At 43.3% G+C, this 21,160-nt stretch carries 22 protein-coding genes; 10 read left to right on the forward strand and 12 right to left on the reverse strand.

Annotated elements, in window-relative coordinates:
* The first annotated feature begins 75 nt into the window (after nucleotides 1-75).
* Entirely contained in the window at nucleotides 76-1,806 is a 1,731-nt protein-coding gene (locus NIAKO_RS31020; protein WP_014222437.1) for a M3 family oligoendopeptidase, read from the forward strand.
* Between the two features lie 462 nt (nucleotides 1,807-2,268).
* Here the strand turns inward: NIAKO_RS31020 and NIAKO_RS31025 are convergent, their stop codons facing one another.
* Both NIAKO_RS31025 and NIAKO_RS31030 read right to left on the reverse strand, forming a co-directional pair.
* Nucleotides 2,269-2,685, reverse strand: coding sequence for a Fur family transcriptional regulator (locus NIAKO_RS31025; protein ID WP_014222438.1), 417 nt, complete (start codon nucleotides 2,683-2,685; stop codon nucleotides 2,269-2,271).
* A gap of 26 nt (nucleotides 2,686-2,711) precedes the next feature.
* Entirely contained in the window at nucleotides 2,712-3,362 is a 651-nt protein-coding gene (locus NIAKO_RS31030; RefSeq protein ID WP_014222439.1) for an SCO family protein, read from the reverse strand.
* A gap of 125 nt (nucleotides 3,363-3,487) precedes the next feature.
* Between NIAKO_RS31030 and NIAKO_RS31035 the strand changes: the two genes are divergently transcribed.
* The 3 genes from NIAKO_RS31035 to NIAKO_RS31045 all read left to right on the forward strand — a co-directional run bounded on the left by NIAKO_RS31035 (nucleotide 3,488) and on the right by NIAKO_RS31045 (nucleotide 5,275).
* Nucleotides 3,488-3,880, forward strand: a complete 393-nt coding sequence (locus NIAKO_RS31035; RefSeq protein ID WP_014222440.1) for a MerC domain-containing protein — start codon at nucleotides 3,488-3,490, stop codon at nucleotides 3,878-3,880.
* A 118-nt stretch (nucleotides 3,881-3,998) separates the two neighbouring features.
* Complete coding sequence (locus NIAKO_RS31040; protein ID WP_014222441.1) at nucleotides 3,999-4,595, forward strand: NifU family protein; 597 nt, start codon at nucleotides 3,999-4,001, stop codon at nucleotides 4,593-4,595.
* Between the two features lie 161 nt (nucleotides 4,596-4,756).
* Nucleotides 4,757-5,275: an SRPBCC family protein gene (locus NIAKO_RS31045; protein WP_014222442.1), complete on the forward strand. Its 519-nt coding sequence runs from the start codon at nucleotides 4,757-4,759 to the stop codon at nucleotides 5,273-5,275.
* A 5-nt stretch (nucleotides 5,276-5,280) separates the two neighbouring features.
* Here NIAKO_RS31045 and NIAKO_RS31050 read toward each other — a convergent pair whose 3' ends face one another.
* Nucleotides 5,281-6,081 carry an SDR family NAD(P)-dependent oxidoreductase gene (locus NIAKO_RS31050; RefSeq protein WP_014222443.1) on the reverse strand — a complete coding sequence of 267 codons (801 nt, stop codon included), beginning with the start codon at nucleotides 6,079-6,081 and terminating at the stop codon, nucleotides 5,281-5,283.
* 62 nt (nucleotides 6,082-6,143) lie between these two features.
* On the opposite strand from NIAKO_RS31050, the gene pnuC reads away from it, so the two are divergent.
* Genes pnuC through NIAKO_RS31065 form a run of 3 tightly spaced genes read left to right on the forward strand, consistent with a single transcriptional unit; the run spans nucleotide 6,144 to nucleotide 9,015 of the window.
* Entirely contained in the window at nucleotides 6,144-6,785 is a 642-nt protein-coding gene (pnuC, locus tag NIAKO_RS31055; protein WP_041349677.1) for a nicotinamide riboside transporter PnuC, read from the forward strand.
* A complete protein-coding gene (locus tag NIAKO_RS31060) occupies nucleotides 6,782-7,309 on the forward strand; it encodes an AAA family ATPase (protein WP_014222445.1) in 528 nt (175 codons plus the stop codon). The genes pnuC and NIAKO_RS31060 overlap by 4 nt, the downstream gene beginning before the upstream one ends.
* Before the next feature lie 32 nt (nucleotides 7,310-7,341).
* Entirely contained in the window at nucleotides 7,342-9,015 is a 1,674-nt protein-coding gene (locus NIAKO_RS31065; protein ID WP_014222446.1) for an ArnT family glycosyltransferase, read from the forward strand.
* Here the strand turns inward: NIAKO_RS31065 and mtgA are convergent, their stop codons facing one another.
* From mtgA to NIAKO_RS37375, 8 genes are all read right to left on the reverse strand, one after another.
* Nucleotides 9,016-9,720, reverse strand: a complete 705-nt coding sequence (mtgA, locus tag NIAKO_RS31070) for a monofunctional biosynthetic peptidoglycan transglycosylase (protein ID WP_014222447.1) — start codon at nucleotides 9,718-9,720, stop codon at nucleotides 9,016-9,018.
* 80 nt (nucleotides 9,721-9,800) lie between these two features.
* On the reverse strand, nucleotides 9,801-10,388 hold the full coding sequence (locus NIAKO_RS31075; RefSeq protein WP_014222448.1) for a hypothetical protein: 588 nt from the start codon (nucleotides 10,386-10,388) through the stop codon (nucleotides 9,801-9,803).
* A 79-nt stretch (nucleotides 10,389-10,467) separates the two neighbouring features.
* The gene (locus NIAKO_RS31080; protein WP_014222449.1) at nucleotides 10,468-11,106 is read right to left on the reverse strand and encodes a LysE family translocator; all 639 of its coding nucleotides are present in this window, start codon (nucleotides 11,104-11,106) and stop codon (nucleotides 10,468-10,470) included.
* A gap of 94 nt (nucleotides 11,107-11,200) precedes the next feature.
* Complete coding sequence (locus NIAKO_RS31085) at nucleotides 11,201-12,727, reverse strand: GH3 family acyl-acid amido synthetase (RefSeq protein WP_014222450.1); 1,527 nt, start codon at nucleotides 12,725-12,727, stop codon at nucleotides 11,201-11,203.
* Nucleotides 12,728-12,900: 173 nt separating this feature from the next.
* Nucleotides 12,901-14,142 (reverse strand): T9SS type A sorting domain-containing protein, encoded by a 1,242-nt coding sequence (locus tag NIAKO_RS31090; protein ID WP_014222451.1) that lies wholly within the window; start codon nucleotides 14,140-14,142, stop codon nucleotides 12,901-12,903.
* 5 nt (nucleotides 14,143-14,147) lie between these two features.
* Nucleotides 14,148-14,882, reverse strand: coding sequence for a tail fiber protein (locus NIAKO_RS37365; protein ID WP_014222452.1), 735 nt, complete (start codon nucleotides 14,880-14,882; stop codon nucleotides 14,148-14,150).
* A 313-nt stretch (nucleotides 14,883-15,195) separates the two neighbouring features.
* Entirely contained in the window at nucleotides 15,196-15,753 is a 558-nt protein-coding gene (locus NIAKO_RS37370) for a glycosyltransferase family 2 protein (RefSeq protein ID WP_049815645.1), read from the reverse strand.
* Nucleotides 15,672-16,358 (reverse strand): glycosyltransferase family 2 protein, encoded by a 687-nt coding sequence (locus NIAKO_RS37375; RefSeq protein WP_172642133.1) that lies wholly within the window; start codon nucleotides 16,356-16,358, stop codon nucleotides 15,672-15,674. The genes NIAKO_RS37370 and NIAKO_RS37375 overlap by 82 nt, the downstream gene beginning before the upstream one ends.
* A 159-nt stretch (nucleotides 16,359-16,517) precedes the next feature.
* Here NIAKO_RS37375 and NIAKO_RS31105 point away from each other — a divergent pair, with 159 nt between their 5' ends.
* From NIAKO_RS31105 to NIAKO_RS31115, 3 genes are all read left to right on the forward strand, one after another.
* On the forward strand, nucleotides 16,518-17,294 hold the full coding sequence (locus NIAKO_RS31105; protein ID WP_014222453.1) for an inositol monophosphatase family protein: 777 nt from the start codon (nucleotides 16,518-16,520) through the stop codon (nucleotides 17,292-17,294).
* Nucleotides 17,295-17,416: 122 nt separating this feature from the next.
* Nucleotides 17,417-18,451 carry a thiamine-phosphate kinase gene (thiL, locus tag NIAKO_RS31110; protein WP_014222454.1) on the forward strand — a complete coding sequence of 345 codons (1,035 nt, stop codon included), beginning with the start codon at nucleotides 17,417-17,419 and terminating at the stop codon, nucleotides 18,449-18,451.
* Between the two features lie 12 nt (nucleotides 18,452-18,463).
* Nucleotides 18,464-19,981 carry a S41 family peptidase gene (locus NIAKO_RS31115; RefSeq protein ID WP_014222455.1) on the forward strand — a complete coding sequence of 506 codons (1,518 nt, stop codon included), beginning with the start codon at nucleotides 18,464-18,466 and terminating at the stop codon, nucleotides 19,979-19,981.
* Here NIAKO_RS31115 and nagA read toward each other — a convergent pair.
* Nucleotides 19,972-21,069 (reverse strand): N-acetylglucosamine-6-phosphate deacetylase, encoded by a 1,098-nt coding sequence (gene nagA / locus NIAKO_RS31120; RefSeq protein WP_014222456.1) that lies wholly within the window; start codon nucleotides 21,067-21,069, stop codon nucleotides 19,972-19,974. The genes NIAKO_RS31115 and nagA overlap by 10 nt on opposite strands.
* Nucleotides 21,070-21,160 lie beyond the last annotated feature (91 nt).

The raw sequence follows: 21,160 nt of genomic DNA on the forward strand, positions 1-21,160 counted from the left end.
TACTGAACATAAGCTACAGGCTTCTGGTTTTATTACCTGAAGTTTGTAGCTTTCTTATTTTAAAACACTGATCTAATGAATTATACTGCAGACATAAAAAAGGTGCCCCGTCACTTTTTACCGGAGGATTTTACCGTGACCACCTGGGATAACCTGGAGCCTTATTTCAAGGACCTGCTCGACAGACCCATTAACAGGGAAGCTGATCTGGAAAAATGGCTGCACGACATGAGCGAGCTGGAAGCTGTGGTGAGTGAAGATGCCTGCTGGCGCCAGATTAAGATGACCTGCGATACCGAAAATAAGGCGCTGGAAGAAGCATTTGTTTTCTTTGTGACCGAAATTCAACCTAAAATTCAGCCTTATGCCGATAAGCTGAATAAAAAACTGGTAGAAAGTCCCTTTACCGCGGGGCTTGACCAGAAAAAATACTTCACCTACCTGCGTAGCGTTCGAAAAAGCATCGAGCTGTTCCGCGAAGAGAATATTTCCCTGCAATCTGAACTGGCCGTACTGGCTCAACAGTTTGGCACCATTGCCGGTAAAATGACCATTGAGGTAAACGGTAAGGAGTACACTTTGCAACAGGCAGCAAAATTCCTGGAAAGCCATGACCGTAATTTGCGCGAATCGGTTTACCGCAAGATCAACGAACGGCGCTTACAGGATAAAGATGCACTCAATGACCTGTACACGCAGCTGATTCAAAAAAGACACCAGGTAGCTAAAAACGCCGGTTTCGATAATTACCGCGATTATAAATTCAAGGAGCTCGGCCGTTTTGATTATACCAAGGAAGATTGCTTTCAATTTCATGAGGCAGTAAAACAACACATTCTGCCGCTGGTAAATATCATCAACGAACGGAAAAAGAAAAAACTGAACCTCCCCACGTTACGCCCCTGGGATTCTGAGGCCGAACCAGAAGGAGTTACGCCACTAAACCCCTTTAGCAATGCCAGTGAGTTATTGGAAAAGAGTATAAAATGCTTTGACCAGGTTCACCCGTTCTTTGCAGACTGTTTGCGTAAAATGGGCGAAATGAAACGCCTCGACCTGGACAGCCGTAAGGGTAAAGCACCCGGTGGGTATAATTGCCCGCTGGCTGAAACCGGCGCTCCTTTTATATTCATGAACGCGGCTGGACAAATGAGTGATGTTACCACCATGGTGCACGAAGGCGGCCATGCGGTACATTCCTTCCTCGCGCATCCATTGGAGTTAACTTCCTTTAAGGAGTACCCCATGGAAATAGCCGAAGTGGCAAGCATGTCGATGGAACTCTTCAGCATGGATTCGTGGGATGTATTCTTTAATAAAGAAGAAGACCTGATACGGGCCAAGGAACACCAGCTGGAAAGGGTGATCACCATTTTCCCCTGGATTGCCACGATTGACAAGTTCCAACACTGGGTATACGAAAACCCAAATCACACGGTAGAGGAAAGAGCTAAAAAGTGGAAGGAGATCCTGAATGAGTTTTCGAGCGATGTAATTGATTGGGAAGGTCTTTCAGAATACCGCACCTACGCCTGGCAACGGCAGCTGCATTTGTTTGAAGTGCCTTTATATTACATCGAATACGGCATTGCCCAATTAGGCGCCATTGGCCTTTGGATGCAGTTCAGAAAAAATAAAGAAGCAGCATTAAACAACTATATGACGTCTTTACAATTGGGTGGTACTAAAACATTGCCCGAGCTGTACAGCGCAGCCGGACTGGTATTTAACTTTTCGCCCGACTATATAAAACAGTTGATGCAATTTGTTAAGGAAGAAATGGACAAACTAAACGTTCATCCATAACCTAAAAAAAATACCCAGTTCATGGTATGCAAAATATTAATGCATTCTATTATATTTGTAACGCAAAGAATAATTTGATCTGGTAGTTCATACTACCTCCATCATAAAATAGCTACTAATCAGAGCCTTAACCAAAAGTCCCGGTGTTTCTACATCGGGGCTTTGTGTTTTTATATATCTAAGGTTTTTGTTAATAGCTGCTATCCGCGCAAAATCACTCTGCTGGCGGCTTTCATTTGTTCAGGCAAAATTGATATAGCTTTAATAATTCGTAAATCTCTAAGGCTGTTCTAATAAATCTTTAACCTGTTATAACTAATAATTTTGAAGAAATCCTGAAAAACCGGTTATGGCGCGCCGGCATATTTGCAAGTGCAGTAAATACATCGTTACCGGTTAACCGGAGAAGAAAATTCAGATGATTATGATCAAGTTCTTTTGCCAGCCAGTAGTACTCGTGTGCTAGCGACACTCGGCACACAAACCGGTTACTACCATCTGGTATTCCTGAGGCAGGAACCCGCCTGGTAATTTAACCTGGGGTACGTGTACATCGGCCAGGCAAATGGTTTTACCACATTTGTCGCAAATAAAATGAACGTGGTTGTCGTGGTGGTGGCCTTCTGTGCAGTCGTCTTTACACAATGCGTACAGAACCGAATTATCGGAGGTAGGGATGGTGTGAATAATGCCTTTTTCCAAAAACGTTTGCAGGGTACGATATACGGTAACCCGGTCGAATTTTTCCCCGGTTTTCCTCTCAATATCGCCATGCGCCAGGGCTCCGTTGCTCATGAGGAACAACTCCAGGATCCTTTTGCGGCTACCGGTTACACTCAATTGATTTTTCTTAAGTATTTCGTCTATCTGCGCTTCCATTATAAAATCATTAAACACAGGCAGTCTTAGCTGCCAAACATATTATTTGAAAAACGATCGCCGGGATTGTGTTCTTTCAACAATCTTTTTATGTCTTTCTTTAATTCTTCTATTTCGTCTTTTTTCAGGCCATCGTAAATTTTACGAACCTTCCCGCTTCTGTCAACCAAGGCAAAAAACTGGGTATGCAAAAACTGCTCGTTTATGTTCTGCAGGTTGTTCTGGGGATCATCGAGCAGGTAGCTGTTCCGGGCTGTTTTATACAGACTGTCTTTTCTGCCGGTTAAAAACTCCCATTGTTTGGTATTTACCTTCATAGAGTCGGCATACCATTTTAACCGGGCCACATTATCGTTATCGGGGTCAACGGTGTGCGACAGGATCATGAACCCCGGCTCATCCTTATAGGCTTCATAGATCTTCTTCATATTGGTGTTCAGCATGGGGCAAATGCTGGGACAGGTGGTAAAAAAGTATTCGGCCACATATACCTTGCCTTCCACACTCTGTTGATTTACTTGTTGCCCGTCCTGATTGGTAAAACTAAAGGGTTGAACCCTGTTTACGATCGGTAGCTTTACATCTCCAAAACCCGGTATAACCTGGGTTAATGCCACATAAAAGGCAATACACAATACCACAAAAAAGCCAACATAAAAGATCACTTTCCGGCGCATAATTAATATGGTTTTTCAGGCAACAAAGGTACGTTTACACCTTCCGACACCAATGAATTTATTTTATAACGAAACTTTTTGCAACAAAGTTGCATGCGAAGTAATTTACTTCTTATCTTCGGGCCATGAATTTTAGAGTAAACTGGGATGCGATGGGTGTGGCGGCTTCTCTTGCCTGCGCCATCCATTGTGCAATTTTACCCCTGCTGATAACCAGTTTGCCTGTTTTAGGCATAAATATCATTGAAAATGTGGCGTTTGAGTATTTTATGATCTTCCTGGCTTTTGCCATTGGAGTATATTCTTTGCGTCATGGTTATAAAAAACACCATCACAACAGCTTGCCCATCATCATCTTCTCTATTGGCTTTACCGGCTTGATTGCCAAGCAAATATGGCATCAATACCAGCTGTGGATCCTGCCAGTAGCTGTTTTACTGATCGTAACTGCCCATTTAATAAACTTCAGGGCCTGCCGGGTTCATAATCACGCCCATGAAGATGACTGCGATCATTAAAATGTCCTTACCAGCCTGCATTGTACCTTTCTGCCGGCTCCAAAGATTTTCAAAATAAGAAACATTTGCAGCGGGCATTTGTTATTTTTGTATTCAACTTATTAAAAGAGGAAGTATCATGATCAAAACAGGAAGCCCTGTCATTAGTATTTATACAGAAATGACGCCTAATCCGGAAACAATGAAATTTGTTGCCAACAAACTGTTGTATCCGGGTAAAAGCATTGATTTTCCGGATCTGGAAAATGCCAAACCTTCCCCTCTGGCTACAGAACTGTTCGGTTTCCCCTTTATCAGGGCCGTGTTTATTGCCAGCAACTTTGTTACCCTTACAAAAACTGTGGAAACCGATTGGAACGATGTAATTCCTACCATTCGCCAGTTTTTAAAAGAATACCTGGAAGAAGGAAAAGTGGTGATCAATGAAGATGAAATAGCTACCGTTAAACAGGAAAGCACCAATGTGGTTGCTGCCGATGATGACGATGTGGTAAAACGTATTAAAGAACTGTTGGAAAACTATGTGAAACCAGCCGTTGAAATGGATGGTGGCGCAATACAGTTTAAAAGCTACAACGACGGCATTGTTAACCTGATGTTGCAAGGTTCATGCAGTGGCTGTCCTTCATCAATGATCACACTGAAGGCAGGTATTGAAGGAATGATGAAGCGAATGATCCCCGAGGTGAAAGAAGTAGTGGCTGAAGCAGAATAATACTAATTGCAATATTTCAAAAGCTTGTGGACCTTCTCCAATGGGGAAGGTCTTTTTAGTGCCTGCACTATAAAGAATGAGTAAACGATTTCACGGGTAAAACATTAAACCAACTTGGCTGTCTTATGGGAATTCAGTAAATTCAGTAAAACAGCAGGTTTATGACCTTTCTGTATATTTTGGGCATATTGGTGGTGGTGATAGTGCTCTTGCTGATCATCGCCCTGTTTTTACCAGATGGATATTTTATAGAGAAATCAGCCATCATTAAAAAGCCATGCGGGTATGTAATGGATAAGGTGGCCGACTTCCATAACTATATTCAATGGAACCCCTGGCAGCAAAAAGGCGACAAAAGCGATATTACCGGGTTATCAAAAAGACCTGGCCATAAGTATTCCTGGAAGGGAAGCAAACGCGGCACGGGCAGCCTCACCCTACGCGATATTGACGAGCACCATCTTAACTTCGATCTTGAATTTATAACCCCCGTAAAGACCATCGCCCGCGACAACTGGCTATTTGAAGACTGGGGCAGCGATGAAACAAAAGTAACCTGGCAGAATTTTGGCGCGCTGCCATACCCTCTGGGCCGTTTAAAGGGATATATGTTTCACAAAAACCTCAACCGCCAGTTTACTGAAGGTATCCGAAACCTGAAAAAGCTCTGCGAAAGATAAGCGCCCTAGTGCGGCACTGCCTTTTTAAAGATATTGATGGCCATCGTTGGAAACAATCGCATCATATGAATAGCCATCCATTCCTGTGAGAAAGGCTTACCCACAAATTTTTCATATTTCCCTTTTTGTATCGCCTTCAGGATCTGCTGCGCCGTTTTATCGGGAGCAAAGCCTCCGCCAATATTTTTACTCAGCTGGTTCAATTTCTCGCCCGAAGCCGTAACCGCATTCATAGAAACCTGGGTGCGGATATAGCCAGGCATAATCAGGGTAACCTTTATGTTATCCTGCCAAACCTCGGCCCGCAAACAATCGAAAAAGCCATGCAGGGCATGTTTGGCAGCCGCATAGGCCGAACGCAGGGGCGTCCCTATTTTTCCCATCACACTGCTGATGGCCACTATATGGCCCGATTTACGTTGCAGCATATGTGGCAATAACAGCCTGGTCAGTTCTATATAGCTGAAGTAATCGATCTCCATCACCTTACGCTGTACAGCCGGTAGGGTGTCTTTGGCCGTACCGCGGTTACTGATACCTCCGTTATGGATCATTACATCTATTTGCGCAAATGCACCAATGGCTTCCTGCACTTTGGCAGGAAAGGTAGCAGACGCTTCCAGGTCCAGGGGGAGCACATATACATTTGATGAACCTGCCGCTTCCTGCACGCGTTTCAGTTCTGCTGAGCGGCGGGCTGAAATAATAACTTTGGCGCCCTGTTTTACCAGTTCATAGGTAAGCGCTTCCCCAATTCCTGACGAGGCGCCGGTGATCCATACGGTCTTATTAGTAAAATAACTCAATGGGTATGTATTTATCGGCCAAATATCGGAAACCGGTTTTGATTATCTTGCATTTTTATAACATGACGTACGATGAAATCATAAAGCAATTTGTGGAGGGCATGCGTAACACCACATTGCTTGAATATATTGCGGTTTTTGCGGGCATTGCAAGTGTATTTTTTTCAAGAGTGGAGAACATTTGGGTATACCCCGTTGGTCTTATAAGTACAATAATTTATATATTTCTGAGTACCGAAGGCCACCTTTTCGGTGAAGCAAGCGTAAACCTCTATTATACCATCATGAGCATTTACGGCTGGGTACTTTGGTTGAAAAAAGACAAACAGGAACATTACGTAGTAACCGTGCAATTTTCTACCCGGCGGGAATGGGTGCAGCAATTGTTATTCTGCGCGTTCTTTTATATCGCCATCTTCAGTGCCTTGACCTGGTTAAAAACCGCCTTTTATGCTGCCACCATACCCTGGGCAGACGCTCTTGCTTCTTCCACCGCTTTTACCGGTATGTGGCTGATGGCCAAAAAGAAAGTAGAAAGCTGGTTCTGGTGGATAGTAACCAACATTGCCTCCATACCATTATACTTTGTAAAGCATTATGTGTTCACCAGCGTATTTTACCTTATCCTGTTTGTAATGGCCGTTTTTGGTTTGCTGGAATGGATGAAACGAGCCCGGAATTTGCAAGCTAATACACAAGCATGAAAAAGGTAGTTGTAATAGGTCCCGAATCAACAGGCAAAAGCACGCTGTGCGAGCAATTGGCCAAATATTATAAAACCACCTGGGTACCGGAGTATGCAAGGGAATACCTGACGGTAAATGGTATGAACTATACTTTCGAAGATCTGCTCACTATTGCACAGGGTCAGGTAGCGTTAGAAGAAAGCTATATCGAAAAAGCGAAGGATGCATCACTATTGTTTATTGACACAGATCAGTATGTAATGAAAGTATGGGGTGAGTTTGTATTTGGCAAATGTCACCAGTGGACACTCGATCAGATTACAAAAAGAAAATATGACTTATACCTTTTATGCAATATAGATCTGCCCTGGGCTTATGATGTATTACGTGAATATCCCGACCCCGGTCCGCGCAAGAAATTATATAATATATACAGGAATATTTTGCTCAACCAATCTGTTCCCTGGGTAGAGATCTCAGGAAATTATGATGAACGGTTCCAGAAAGCCATCAACGCCGTTAACGATTTATTTGCACAATAGAACTCTTTTTATAATTGTTCTGTTGAGCAGTTATGCGAAGCGTACTGCAAAAACATCATCGACTGTTGTTTTATGTAGCGTGGGTTTCGATTAGTGTTATTCAGGCTGCTAACACAGAACTATTCGATGACGAAGCCTATTACTGGGTATACTCCCGCTTTATGGATTGGGGATATTTCGATCATCCTCCAATGATCGCAGCGTTGATAAAAGCAGGTTATGCAATTTTTCATAATGAGTTGGGCGTACGCTTTTTCATCCTGCTATTCAATACAGCTACCCTCTTTCTTGTTCAGCAACTAACTTGTAAAAAAGATGACCGCTTGTTTTATGCGGTAGTGCTGTCTATAGCTGTTGCACAAATTGGTGGCATACTCGCAGTGCCTGACACGCCTCTTCTATTTTTCACAGTGCTGTACTTTTGGTTGTACCAGCGGTTTCTACAAAAAACCAATCTTACAAACGCCATGCTAATAGGCATGGGTATGGCATGTTTGTTATACAGTAAGTATCATGGAATACTGATCATTGTGATGGTGCTGTTATCGAACCTGAAATTGCTGAGCAACAAATACACATATGTAGCAGGAGCATTTTGCCTGGTTCTGTTTGCGCCTCATATCTATTGGCAGTACAAACATAATTTTCCCTCCATACAGTTTCATTTGTTTGAAAGAAATGCCTCCGGTTACCAATTTTCTTTTACTACAGAATACATCCTGGGACAAATAGCATTTGCCGGACCAGTAATAGGCTGGCTGCTGTTGTGGGCGGCATTTATGTACCGGCCAGTATTGGCAGTGGAACGGGCCATGAAATATTCGTTGATTGGAATTTACACGGCATTCCTGCTAAGCACCTATAAAGGTAGGGTAGAAGCCAATTGGACAGTGGCTGCATTCATCCCGTTAATGGTGTTAAGTCACCGGTACCTGGTACAACATTATCAATTGCAAAAATGGGTTTATCGAAGCGTGGCTATTACGCTGTTGTTGGTGTTAGCCGGCCGGTTGTACCTTATGAGTTGGTTCCCGGCGGTTTTACCTATAAAACAAAACGAGTTTCATGGTAACCGCGAATGGACAGCCGGGATACATCTGCAAGCCGGGAATTTACCAGTGGTTTTTGTGAATACGTATCAACGTGCTGCCAAATACTGGTTCTATACCGGTACGCCGGCTTTCTCTCTGAATTCGCCAGACTATCGCCGCAATAATTTTAATTTATGGCCCATTGAAGATTCGCTGATCGGCAAAACAGTGTATATGGATTTGCCAGGTAATAATGAAGGCTATCGACAGCGTTTTCAACTCCATGGCTGGCGTTTTCCACAAGACGGTGTGCAGACAAATTATTATTCCTTTTCACGGGTGTTGTTTTCAACAATCAGGTGTACCTGTCAGCAGCAACGATCCATCCAAATAAACGCAAACGTTACAATTCCCCAAAACTATCAGGCGCTTTTTCAACAACCTGTTTACGGCGCAACACCTATTTGGCTGGTGTTATACATTGATGGCGATGTACATGACTTTATTAATACCGGTATTACTGTTAAACAGTTAATCGGCAAAAGACTTATGCATACCATTCCCATTCCCCCGGAGATCATAAAGGGAGCATATACGGCCCGCCTGTGCATAGGCTCGGTTATTCCGGGATTTCCAACCATCAACAGTACCGAGTTTGAATTGAGTGTGCAATAACTATTGTAGTATCTTTTGAATATCGGGATCGTTTTGCAGAAACGTCATTTGACGCATTACCCAGGGATAACGGTTAGCCACATAGTGCGATAAGGGCTTAACAGTAAATTTCTTTGGATTGGGCATACAGGAGGCGATCATGGCAGCCTCCTGGCGGGTAAGCCGTTTGGCGGGCTTTTTAAAATAATTCTGTGCAGCCGCTTCAATGCCAAAAATGCCAGGCCCCATTTCCGAAACGTTGAGGTACATTTCCATAATGCGGTTCTTACCCCATAACAATTCGATCATAAAGGTGAAATATACTTCCATGCCTTTGCGGAACCAGCTGCGGCCCTGCCAAAGAAAAACATTTTTAGCAACCTGCTGGCTGATGGTGGAAGCGCCTTTTACGCGGTTGGGTTTTTTCTTATTGTACTCCATTGCCTTGTTAATGCTTTTCCAGTCGAACCCATTGTGATCGGGGAACAGCTGGTCTTCAGCAGCAATAAACGACAACCGGGCATAAGAGGAAACATCTTTCATGGGAACGTAGTCGCGCTTCAGTCCATACCCGCTGAACAAACTGCCTAACTGGGTAAGGGTAAATGGCGGATCAACCCACTTTAAGAGGAGAATATAGAATAACTGGAATATAAACAGAAAGAGGAAAGTCCATTTTATAAAACGCCAAATTTTCCGGGCTTTTTCTTTCAATTTAGTTGACATGAGTAGGGAACTGCTTTGGCTTGCAAGATACAATTTTGATTGCTGTTCCTTTAAACGTAGTAGGGAGTGACTATATTTTCCTATTTGGAATTTTTCACATAAACTACCTTATACTTTCCCCCGGCCTTATCGGCTTTGTTTTGAAAATAGGTAATGGCAAATCCGGTAGCGGCCACACCGGCTGCAATGCCCAGGGAAACCAGTTTATTATCGGCTGATATAGATTCCTTTCTGTAAGCAGTATTGAACAATTCAAGTACTATAAATCCAATACCGCCAATTTTCATTAACCTGGGTATGGTCACTTCAGCAAAACCTCTTTTGCGACCCCAGGTATACTGGCTGGTATAATGAAAAGTTTTTATCTCGTGATAATCCACACCCATCACGTAAGAAACTGTATCGAGCGTAGTACCAAACTCGGTTCCTACCAATTGTCGCTGCTGTTGCAATATAATCACCGAGTCGTTCCTGATATCTTTAATAAACCCGTTTACGGAAAAACCATTATATGTAGTGGCCGAAATAAAAGCGCCGGGATAATAAGTCTTTAAGGGTTTGTTGTTACGCTTTCTTAAAACAATAAAATCAGAGGGTATGTTTTGGGATTGGGATAAGGATGCTTCTGCTATAGATACCAGTAATATGAAAAGTATGGTTTGCTTCATGCGGTAACAAGTTACACAGGGCCCTTTTGTTATTTCACTAATAATTTGTTAAAGGCTGCAATAAGAACGGTTTACCCGGTTAATGCTTGATGATATTGTAATAGGAAGTAATAAAAAGTGCTATACCGAAGCAGCCCAGTATTATGCCTGAGATCTTATTTATTATGGAAATGTTATGCAGGGTAAGCTTGTTGCGTAATTTCCCCGCCAGCATTACTTTTAAGATATCAGCGGCGATATTTAAGGCCAGGCAAACGGCGAAGATCAGCAGCCGTTGACTGAGGTCATATTTTGAAAAGGCAGAAGCGGTTCCCAGCCAAAAGAAGAATACACTGGGATTAAGGGTATTTAAAAAAAATCCGCTCGACATGATCTTGAATATATCACGCTTGCGAAACTTGATGGCATTGCCTTCAGCATCTGTACGAAGGGTCACTTTTTTAAAGAACAAATAATAAACACCCACGCCCACCAGGAAAACGCTTCCCAAATACCCGATCACGTGACTGTATTCTTCCAGCAAAGTTGCTACCAGGGCAGAGAACACGTTACTGATTACTACCAGAATAATATCACTCAACCATACTCCCGCAACAAAGCTTAACCCTCCGGTATGACCGTTGTTTATACTTTGCTTTATAATAGTAAATATGACGGGCCCTACAGAGAGGGCAAGAATACATCCCAGCGTTAACCCACTTATTATGGCTTGCCACATGCTTACGTCCTTATAGATATTCCAATTTAATATACGTGTACCGCAAGGTAGGAAAACATATCGGGGATTCCGAACGTATTGAAATATAAGGTCATTAAAGGGCGCCGGTTTCAATAAACTTCTGCCAGTCCTCAAACATCTTACCTTTCATAACACGTGGAAATTTATGCTGTCCGCCGATCTTTCCTTTCAGGTGCATAAACTCCATGAATTTTGAAACGGGCAATATGTTCAGGTAAACATCTTTCAATGCGCTGTTTCTTTCCACCGCATAATCATCGTTGATGTCTTTCAGACAATTGTCTATTTTCTGACGCAACAGCTCTTTATCAACCGCATCGTCGCAGGCAATCCACCATTGATGCGCAAAGAATAAACCATGCGGTATGCCGGCCACCGTGTATTCGGGAATGTTTACATTCATTTCCTCACTGGCCAGCTTAATGGCTTTATTCATATTGTCAACACTCAGGTGTTCACCCACAAGGCTCAGGAAGTGTTTGGTGCGGCCTGTAATAATTATTTCACAACGCTCTTTATCAACAAACCGAACCGTGTCGCCAATTAAATAGCGCCAGGCGCCGGCTGTGGTGCTCAGCAGGATCGCATAGTCCCTGCCTTCTTCTACCTGGTGTATCATCAATGCCTCGGGGTTTTCAACCAGGTTGCCATCTGCATCGAAGTTATCCCCGTTAAAAGGCACAAATTCAAAAAAGATATGATCGTTCAGGGCCAGTTTCATGCCCGGCGAATCCTGGCGGTCCTGGTAGGCGATAAAACCTTCAGAAGCCAGATAGGTTTCAATAAACGTAAGTGGGCGGGCCACCAGTTTATTAAAGCCTTTTTTATAAGGTTCAAAAGAAACGCCGCCATGAACAAAGAAGGCCAGGTTTGGCCACATGTCGTGGATGGAATTGAGCTGATAGCGCTCGATGATCTTTTCCATGCACATTTGGATCCAGGCCGGAACACCCACAACAAAGCCAATATCCCAGTTGGGGGCTTCCTCAACAATAGCCTCAATTTTGCTGTTCCAGTCCTTGGTGCGGGCTATCTTTTTTCCGGGTTTATAGAACGGGCTAAACCAGAAGGGCACTTTTTTAGCAGTAATGCCGCTCAGGTCGCCGGCGTAATAACCAGGACCTTTCTGCAGGTCGGTGCTACCGCCCAGCATTAACCAGCCTTTGCCAATACTTTTTACCGGAATATCGTGATAGGTGCGTAAGGACAGCAGTTGTTTGATCATAACGATGCGGTTACCGCGCATCAGATCATTGGTGATGGGTATATATTTACTTGCAGCCTCGGAGGTTCCGGAGCTGAGGGCAAAATATTTGATCTTTCCAGGCCAGCAAATGTCCCTTTTTCCCTCGAGCGTTTTATGCCACCACTCCCCATAAATTTTGTTGTAATCATAGGTAGGGACCAGTTGCTGGAATTTTTTCCCGGCATGTTTACTCAACAGGATCTCATCGAACCGGTATTTTTGACCGAATTCGGTAAACCGGGCTTTTTTCAGCAATTTCTTTAACACCCTGATCTGCTGCCGTCTGGGACTTTTAGCAGGTAATCGCAACGCTCGGGCAACCGACCGGGGTAAAGAGATATCAATTAGGGCCATTAATTAACTGCCCGTTTGGTCGGGCATTAAACCAAAATTAAAGGTTTTTAGCCTGATATATTGAACATTTTGCAAAGATTACGGTTCGCTGCATGGGTTAAAAGAAAAAAACCCGCCTGTTAGTCGGGTTTTTGAAATTTTGGTTATTAACGAAAAATCTATCTCTACTTTATCTACTTATTAACAATAAATTTATATGTCTGTAGCGAGGACTTACTCATAAAGGATAAAAAATATACTCCATTATTTAAAGAAGAGACATCAACTGTAATCTTATTGGGCGTAGTTTTTAGGGTTTTCGTTCGAATTTTTCTTCCCAAATTATCTGTAACAAATATTTGATTGATCATTATATTCTCTTTTAGCAGCACATTTAATTCGGTCCTGGCTGGGTTAGGGAATAAGACCACCTTATTATAAAAAGTAGAATCTATGGGACGATTATTTACGTTCTGGTTTGTCGCTACTCTTAATGGTTCTCCATCCTTGCACCTTCCTATTGAAGCTCTAATTATTCCATTAGTTCCAACTGAGCCATGAAACCCTGGTTTAAGAAATATATTATTATTACTTACGATCCTATACATTCCATTAGAAATATGGATATTGGATACAACAGTGGTTGAATAATAAGAACCCATAGTAGCTGCCCAATAAGGCCCAGAAGGAGGATTAGCAAAATCCCAATCTATATCAAAACCTATGGTTACATTTCTATCATTACATAGATTATCAGTAGACTGAGTTGTACCCTCTTGAATAGATACGCTATAAATCAGTAGGTAGCTATTGTTTACAGCTGGATTATTGGGTATAGGTGGATTGGGGTCTAATGTGTTTCTGCACCTTACTTTAACTTTTGACAAATTTACATTCGTTGTTATATAATTTGCCTGATAAGTTGTAGGGCTGTAAGAGGTAGGTGTAAATGAAAGAACAACAGTTCCATTATTTTTTTGAAAATCGAACTGATCGGGAGAACAACCATTCGTATTTTGTGTTGAATATTGCGAACCTAGGATCACTTCTCCGCCCGCAATAACATTAGTTCCATTATTATCTTTCAACCCTGAAACGGTTACACTAATTAAATAGTTCCGATTGGGTTTAAATATATATTCAAACTCAAACCCTTCATCAACATCCACTTTAACCCCATTAACTTCCGATTTGGTTCCAGTTAATTTTACCACTTGGTTAACCGTAGGAGTACCCGAATTATCCCACGTATAATTCATTAACTTAGGAGCCCCATACATTGTTTGAATTGACCCATTACCACAGGTAAATGGCGAAATAAATGCATTACATGCTGTTTGATTTCCCGGACAGAGCTTGAAGTTAACATCAAAAAATTGGGAAAAGCAATTTGTAATAATTAGTAGAAATATAATTAGAATATTAAATTTTTTCATTGCCACTAGTTTTTATTCTTCATCAAACGTTTTTTTACAGCTTTGTTCTCTTTTTCCAGTTTTTCTACTTTTTTATTGATCTCAATAATATAAAGTGACAATTCTTCTACTTTTTCCAACAGCTTCCTGTTCATTTCGCCTAGTTCGATGCCGCCATTCTTTTCTACGTCAGCTGCAGAAGGCACATTTGGTAAATGTTTGTTTTGATTGATGTAATTCTCCAGGCTGGAAAGATTTCTCAATTTGTATTTTGAATCAAATACATAATCGGGGAAATTATTACTTGACGTAACCAGAATTTCACGGGCGGCAATTTTACCTTCAACAGCCAGTTGAAATGAACCAGGGTTGGTAGTACCAATCCCAACTTTACCGTCTCCGGTTATTCGCATCGTTTCAGTGTACGCTCCTGTGCTTTCCAAAATCCTCCCGAAAGAAATTTTACCACTTACACCGTCATTGGAAGGATGAAAAATTGTCAACTCCCGACCTCCTGTATTAGACATATCTATTCCAAAACCCGATTGAACATTAGTGGCAGGATTATCATAAACCAGCAGTCTTTTACCAACATTACCAGCACCCAGACTCAATCCCGCCCTTGGGGTTGTAGTACCAATGCCCACATTTCCAAACCTATAGGTATCAACATTGAGATCATTTCCGTTCCATGCTTGCGCAAATGCGCCATTAGAAATAATTAGTAAGCCAATAGCAAATTGTAAAGCTTTTTTCTTCATAAAAGAATATTTAGTGGTTTTTTAAGCAATAGAAATCCTCATCAGCTAAAAAATAGCTGATGACTTAATATAATCGTAACAGTGTAGTGCTATCTGAATTAATTCAACTAGGTCTGAAAGAAGATCGCCTTTAATAAATTAATAGAAACAAAACGGAGAGGATGTTGCTATAACTAAAAGGAAAAGCAGCTATTCGTATATCAGGCCTAATTGGCCAGACAAATGTATTTAGAAAGAGATTATCGCCTAATGAATTTTAGTATCCGTGCAGTTTAGCCAATAAGCGTGCAGAAATAGCCGATAACCGTGTATGTTACCCCATCACAATCGCATACCCACGCTGATCTTTGGAGTGGCTGCCTACAATAGTGTAAGTACCATTGGCGTGAATAAATGTTTTTAACCAGGGCGGGCAGGTCTTCATTTGTTCAATGATCTGCCTGAACAAAAAAGTAGAGCCTTCACAAAAGATCCATTCCCTGGCTTTTTCGTTATCCTCGGTAATGGAATACTCCGGAAAAGAACTGAGCACCGAGCGCACTTCATTGGCGCTTTTTTCATCACCGGCCAGGTAAAAGGTGGGAGTACCCTGGTATTTGATGGATAGTTCTTTGTGTTCCCGGCTTACAAAAGTTACAGCCGCCCGCAGGTAGATCACCGCTTCCAGCAGGCCCGTATATAACCAGGCCATTTCGCCATGAAAATGTTTTTGTACAAACTGCACCATGGCTTTGTAAAACTGTTTTACATATTTATTGTCTTTACGGGTGCTTTCACCCTTGAAATGTATTATGGTGCAATCTGGAAAATAGTAGTTGTAACTGCCCGCCTGTTGCAGGCGGTAACTAAGATCAATATCCTCGCCATACATAAAGAATTGCTCATCGAAACCTCCCGTTTATCGAGCAGGGATTTTCTCACCATCATATAAGCGCCGGATAAAATATCTACCTTATTCACCTCCTGGTTGCTCAAATGCCCCATGTAGTAGCGCGCAAATAGTTTGGAAGAAGGGAACCAGCGGGTTAATCCACTCATTTTACAAAACGATACCCACATAGAAGGAAAACCGCGCTTCGATTCTTTCAGGTATTGTCCGGTACCATCGATCATTTGCACACCCAGCGCCCCTGCATCGGGTGTGGTTTCCATAAACGCCAAACAACTCGTAAAAGCATCTTCCGGTAAAATGGTATCGGGATTCAGAAACAGGATGTATTTTCCCCGGGCTTTCTGCAGCGCCTGGTTATTGGCTTTTGAAAACCCCTGGTTAACCGGATTCTTTATAAACTGTACAAAAGGAAACAGGAGTTGCAGGTACTCGATGCTGCCATCCTTTGAATTATTGTCTACCACCCAAACTTCCACGTTATTTGCTCCCGTAGCCACACTCATTTGCCCAATAGCTTTCCTTACCGAGCATAAACACTGCTCCAGGAAGTATTTCACGTTGTAATTAACAATGATGACCGACAACAGCATAGATTACGCAAGATACAAGGTTAAGACACAAGCAACAAGACGCAAGGCACAAGCCCTTAAATCTGAGCTATCTGAGATTTTTCGGGCACGCTAAAATCAACCCTTGTGCCTTGAATCCTGAGCCTTGTGCCTTAGCTATCTTATCTTTGCGCCATGTTAAAAGAAACTTTAATAAATGCCACCGAAGCAGGCGCCAAAGTAATGCAGCATTACTTCAACTCAAAAAGTCTGCTCATCAGCAATAAGGAAGGAATTAACAACCTGGTGACCGAAGCCGACCACGCTTCTGAAAAAGCCATCATTGATACCATTAAAGAACAGTTTCCCGACCATTTCATCTTAAGTGAAGAAGCCGGCGAAATTAAAATGGACAATGAATACAAATGGATCATCGACCCTATTGATGGTACTGTAAACTATGCCCATGGTATTCCCATTTGCTGCGTTTCCATTGGCCTGGAACACAACGGTATCATGATTATGGGCGCGGTGCTGAACCCATTCATTAAAGAATATTATTTCGCCGAAAAAGGAAAAGGAGCAACCCTCAATGGAGAACCTATTCACGTGAGCATGGAAAGCGATGTAATGAAATCATGCCTGGTAACCGGCTTCCCTTATACTTATATCAACAATCCCAACGGTCCGCTCGAAGCATTTTCGCGCTTTATCAGGGCCGGGGTGCCTGTTCGCCGTTTAGGTTCTGCCGCTATGGACCTTTGCTGGGTTGCTGCCGGCCGTTTTGACGGGTTCTACGAGCATAAATTACAGGCCTGGGACAGCGCCGCCGGATTTTTGATCGTGGAAGAAGCTGGTGGTAAAGTAACTGATTTTGAAGGCAAACCGTATTCACCGTATCAGCCCCATATTGCCGCTACCAACGGTAAAATACACGACGATTTGTTAAAATGGGTGAACGACAAAGCCTAAAAAGCGCGCCTCCGGCGTGCTGCCGAATAATTCGATAACTTTATTGTCCTTTTTCAACTCCGCCTTTGCTTAGCGAAGGCGGAGCATTGCTATTTATTTTAAAAGAACATTATATCAGCACCATGAGCGAAAGCAGAACAGAAATAAGTTCCCTGGGTGAATTTGGCTTAATAGAACATCTTACCAGAAATATAGAACTGCAAAACGCCTCCTCCATTGTGGGTGTGGGGGACGATGCGGCTGTTATTGACCATTTTGGCAAACAAACCGTAGTTACTACCGATCTGCTGGTGGAGGGTATTCATTTCGATCTTATGTACACCCCCCTGAAGCACCTGGGGTATAAAAGCGTGGTGGTGAACCTGAGCGACATCTACGCCATGAATGCGACCCCTACGCAAATAACGGTGAGCATTGCCTTCAGCAACCGCTTTAGTGTGGAAGCACTCAGTGAGTTCTATGAAGGTATTTACGCAGCCTGCGAAAAATATGGGGTCGACCTGGTAGGCGGCGATACCAGTTCCTCTCAAAAAGGTTTTGTGATCTCGGTTACCGCCATTGGCGAGGTAGCACCGGGGAAATATGTAAGAAGAGATACCGCCAAAAAAGGCGACCTCATCTGCTGCAGTGGCGACCTGGGCGCCGCCTACGTTGGACTGTTGTTCCTGGAACGCGAAAAACAGATCTACCTCGAGAGCCCACAGGTACAGCCCGATCTGGAAGGCGAAAGCTATGTAATTGGCCGCCTGTTAAAACCCGAGGCCCGCAAAGACATTGTGGAATTTCTTGAAGTTCATAATATTATGCCTACATCCATGATGGACATTAGCGATGGGTTAAGCTCTGAAATACTGCACATTTGCGAACAAAGCCAGCTGGGATGCGTATTGTATGAGGAAAAACTGCCCATTGCCGAGGAAATGCGGAAGGCAGCCTTTAAATTTGAAATAGACCCAACCGCCTGTGCGTTGAGTGGAGGTGAAGATTATGAATTACTGTTCACGATGTCACAATCTGATTACGAAAAGATCGTTTTAAATGAACAGATTAGCGTCATTGGTTACATGACCGATGCAGCAGAAGGAATGAAAATCAATACCAGGGGCGGACAGGTTCATCCCATTACAGCGCAGGGATGGAACGCCTTTAAAAAATAAACCAGTGATAGCATGATGCGGAAGTTAGCCTACGTTTGTCTTGTCGTATGTATTTCAGGTCTTTGGGGCTGCTCTGCATCACGCCAAACATTTGATCCCCAGCATAAGTATTCCAAAAAGCAATTACAAAAGGACTATACTGTTTTTCGTAATGTGCTGGAAGAATCGCATCCCAGCCTGTATTGGTTTACCCCCAAAGACAGCATGGATTACTTTTTCAATGATGGGTACAGGCACATCAGCGATTCCATGACCGAATTGCAGTTCCGCAATATTCTTTCCTATGTGGTAAGCAAGATCCATTGCGGGCATACAGCGGTTAAATATTCCAAACAATACGGTAAGTACCTCGATACAGCTAAATTAAAGATGTTTCCCCTGAGCTTTAAGGTGTGGAGCGACTCCATGGTCATTACTGCCAATATCAACCGAAAGGATTCCATTTTGAAATACGGCACCATAGTTACAGCTATCGATGGATACAGCACCCGGCAGCTCACCGATTCATTCATGAACTATGTTTCCGGCGATGGCAACAGCATAAGCGGTAAATACCAAAGCCTCAGTAACAGTGGAGCCTTTGGCAGCCTGTACCGGAATGTAATAGGCATGAAAGACCAGGTGGCCATAACATATATTGACAGCACCGGTACCCAACAAACTGTAAGTGTACCGGTGTTTGACCCCTCAGTAAAAGATACAACCGAAAAAGCACCCGGAAGTAATAAACCTGGCGCTAAACAGCCTAAGGAGCCCAAAGAAAACCACCATCTCCAGTTCGCTTCCCGGTATGTTCAAATAGATACTACGTTGTCCTCGGCTTACATGACGCTGCACACATTTGCAAGAGGGAATAAATTACGGTCTTTTTACCGGCAGGTTTTCCGGGAGCTGGACCGTCGCAATATTCAACACCTGGTGGTGGACGTGCGCACCAATGGCGGGGGCGATGCCGGCCTTTCTACCCTCTTAACCCGTTACCTGGCCGATAAGAAGTTCAAACTCGCTGATTCATTATACGCCGTTCGCCGCAGCAGCAAATACGGCAAATACATTTCCTGGCAGCCGTTTTACTGGTCGCTGTCGCAGTTTGTAACTCATAAAGAAAAAGACGGCAACTATCACTTTGGTTATTTTGAACGCCATTACTTTCATCCCAGGAAAAAACATCACTACAATGGGGATATTTACCTGGTAACAGGCGGCAATTCTTTTTCGGCCACAACCTTGTTTGTAAAAGTGCTGCAGGGCCAGCCGAATGTAAAAATAATTGGGGAGGAAACGGGTGGCGGCGCCTATGGCAATACAGCCTGGATGATCCCCGATGTTACACTGCCTAACACCAAAGTGCGTTTCAGGCTGCCTAAATTCAGACTGGTGATGGATGAAAAACTGGTAAAAGATGCCCGGGGAATTATGCCCGATATCCAGGTATCACCAACACGGGAAACCATTCGCCAGGGTATCGATCCCAAAGCGGCCGTTATCCGCGGAATGATCCTGCACAAAATTGGCGTGGCTCAACAGTAAACCCGTTGCAGTTCCAACGCATCATCAAACACTACAAAATCGGCGCGATAACCGGGTTCCATTTTACCCAGCATACTACCAGCCATTAATTGGGCTGGATAAGCGGATGCCATCCGTAAGGATTCTTCCAGCGAAATACCTACATGATTAACTGCATTCTTTACACATTGCAGCATGGTGAGGGCGGAACCGGATAAGGTACCATCAGGCAATGCATACCGGTCACCCCGGAACAGGTGCTGGTATTCACCGTTGGTGGTTTCGGCCACCGCATCGGTGATAAAGAACAGGCGTTGCTGCAATACTTTTTTGGCAATATGTACCGCTGCATAATCCACATGCACGCCATCACAAACAATACTGCTCATGGCTGTAGGATGATTCATAATAGCGCCTACCACGCCAGGCTCCCGGTGTTGCAGGGGCGACATGGCATTAAACATATGCGTGGCGGCCGGTATGCCTTTATTAAACGCATCCAGGGCCTGTTTGTAAGTAGCATTGGAATGCCCTATGGAAAGAATGATATTGTGTTGTTGTAATAGTTTTATAACAGCGTCATCACATTGTTCGGGCGCCAGGGTCATCATTTTAAATACATCCTTACCCTTCTCCAGCAACAGGCTTACTTCCTGGATGGTTGGCTTTTTTACACAGTTTGCCAGGTGGGCGCCTCTTTTTACCGGGTTAATGTAGGGCCCTTCCAAATGCAAACCCAGCAATCCTTTACCACCCTGTTCCCAGTAAGCCCGCACCACTTCAAATCCCTGCAGGAATTTTTCAATGGTATTGGTGGCCATGGTGATCATAAAATGCGCACAGCCGCCCGTTAAACAATATTCATAGGTGGCTTTCAATGATTCCACCGTGAGGTCCTGTGAGAACAGTTTGCCATTTCCGCCGTAGATCTGCATATCGATAAACGCCGGCGCCAGGGTAAACCCTTTCAGGTCTTCTGTTCTGTATTGAGAGGGAATGGCATTCGCGTTAACCACGCCAACAATAACTTCGTTATTCGTTAAAACCGCTTTGTTCTCTTCAATCTTTTCTCCGTTAAATATTTTTCCGTTGGTGTATGCTACAGACATAGGTAAGATTTCGAAACTGATTAAATTAAATATTGGTGGAATGCCCGAATATCAGCATCCCATTCATCCGCCAGCTGGCGGACCGATTGCC

The sequence above is a fragment of the Niastella koreensis GR20-10 genome (assembly GCF_000246855.1).
Taxonomy (GTDB): domain Bacteria; phylum Bacteroidota; class Bacteroidia; order Chitinophagales; family Chitinophagaceae; genus Niastella; species Niastella koreensis.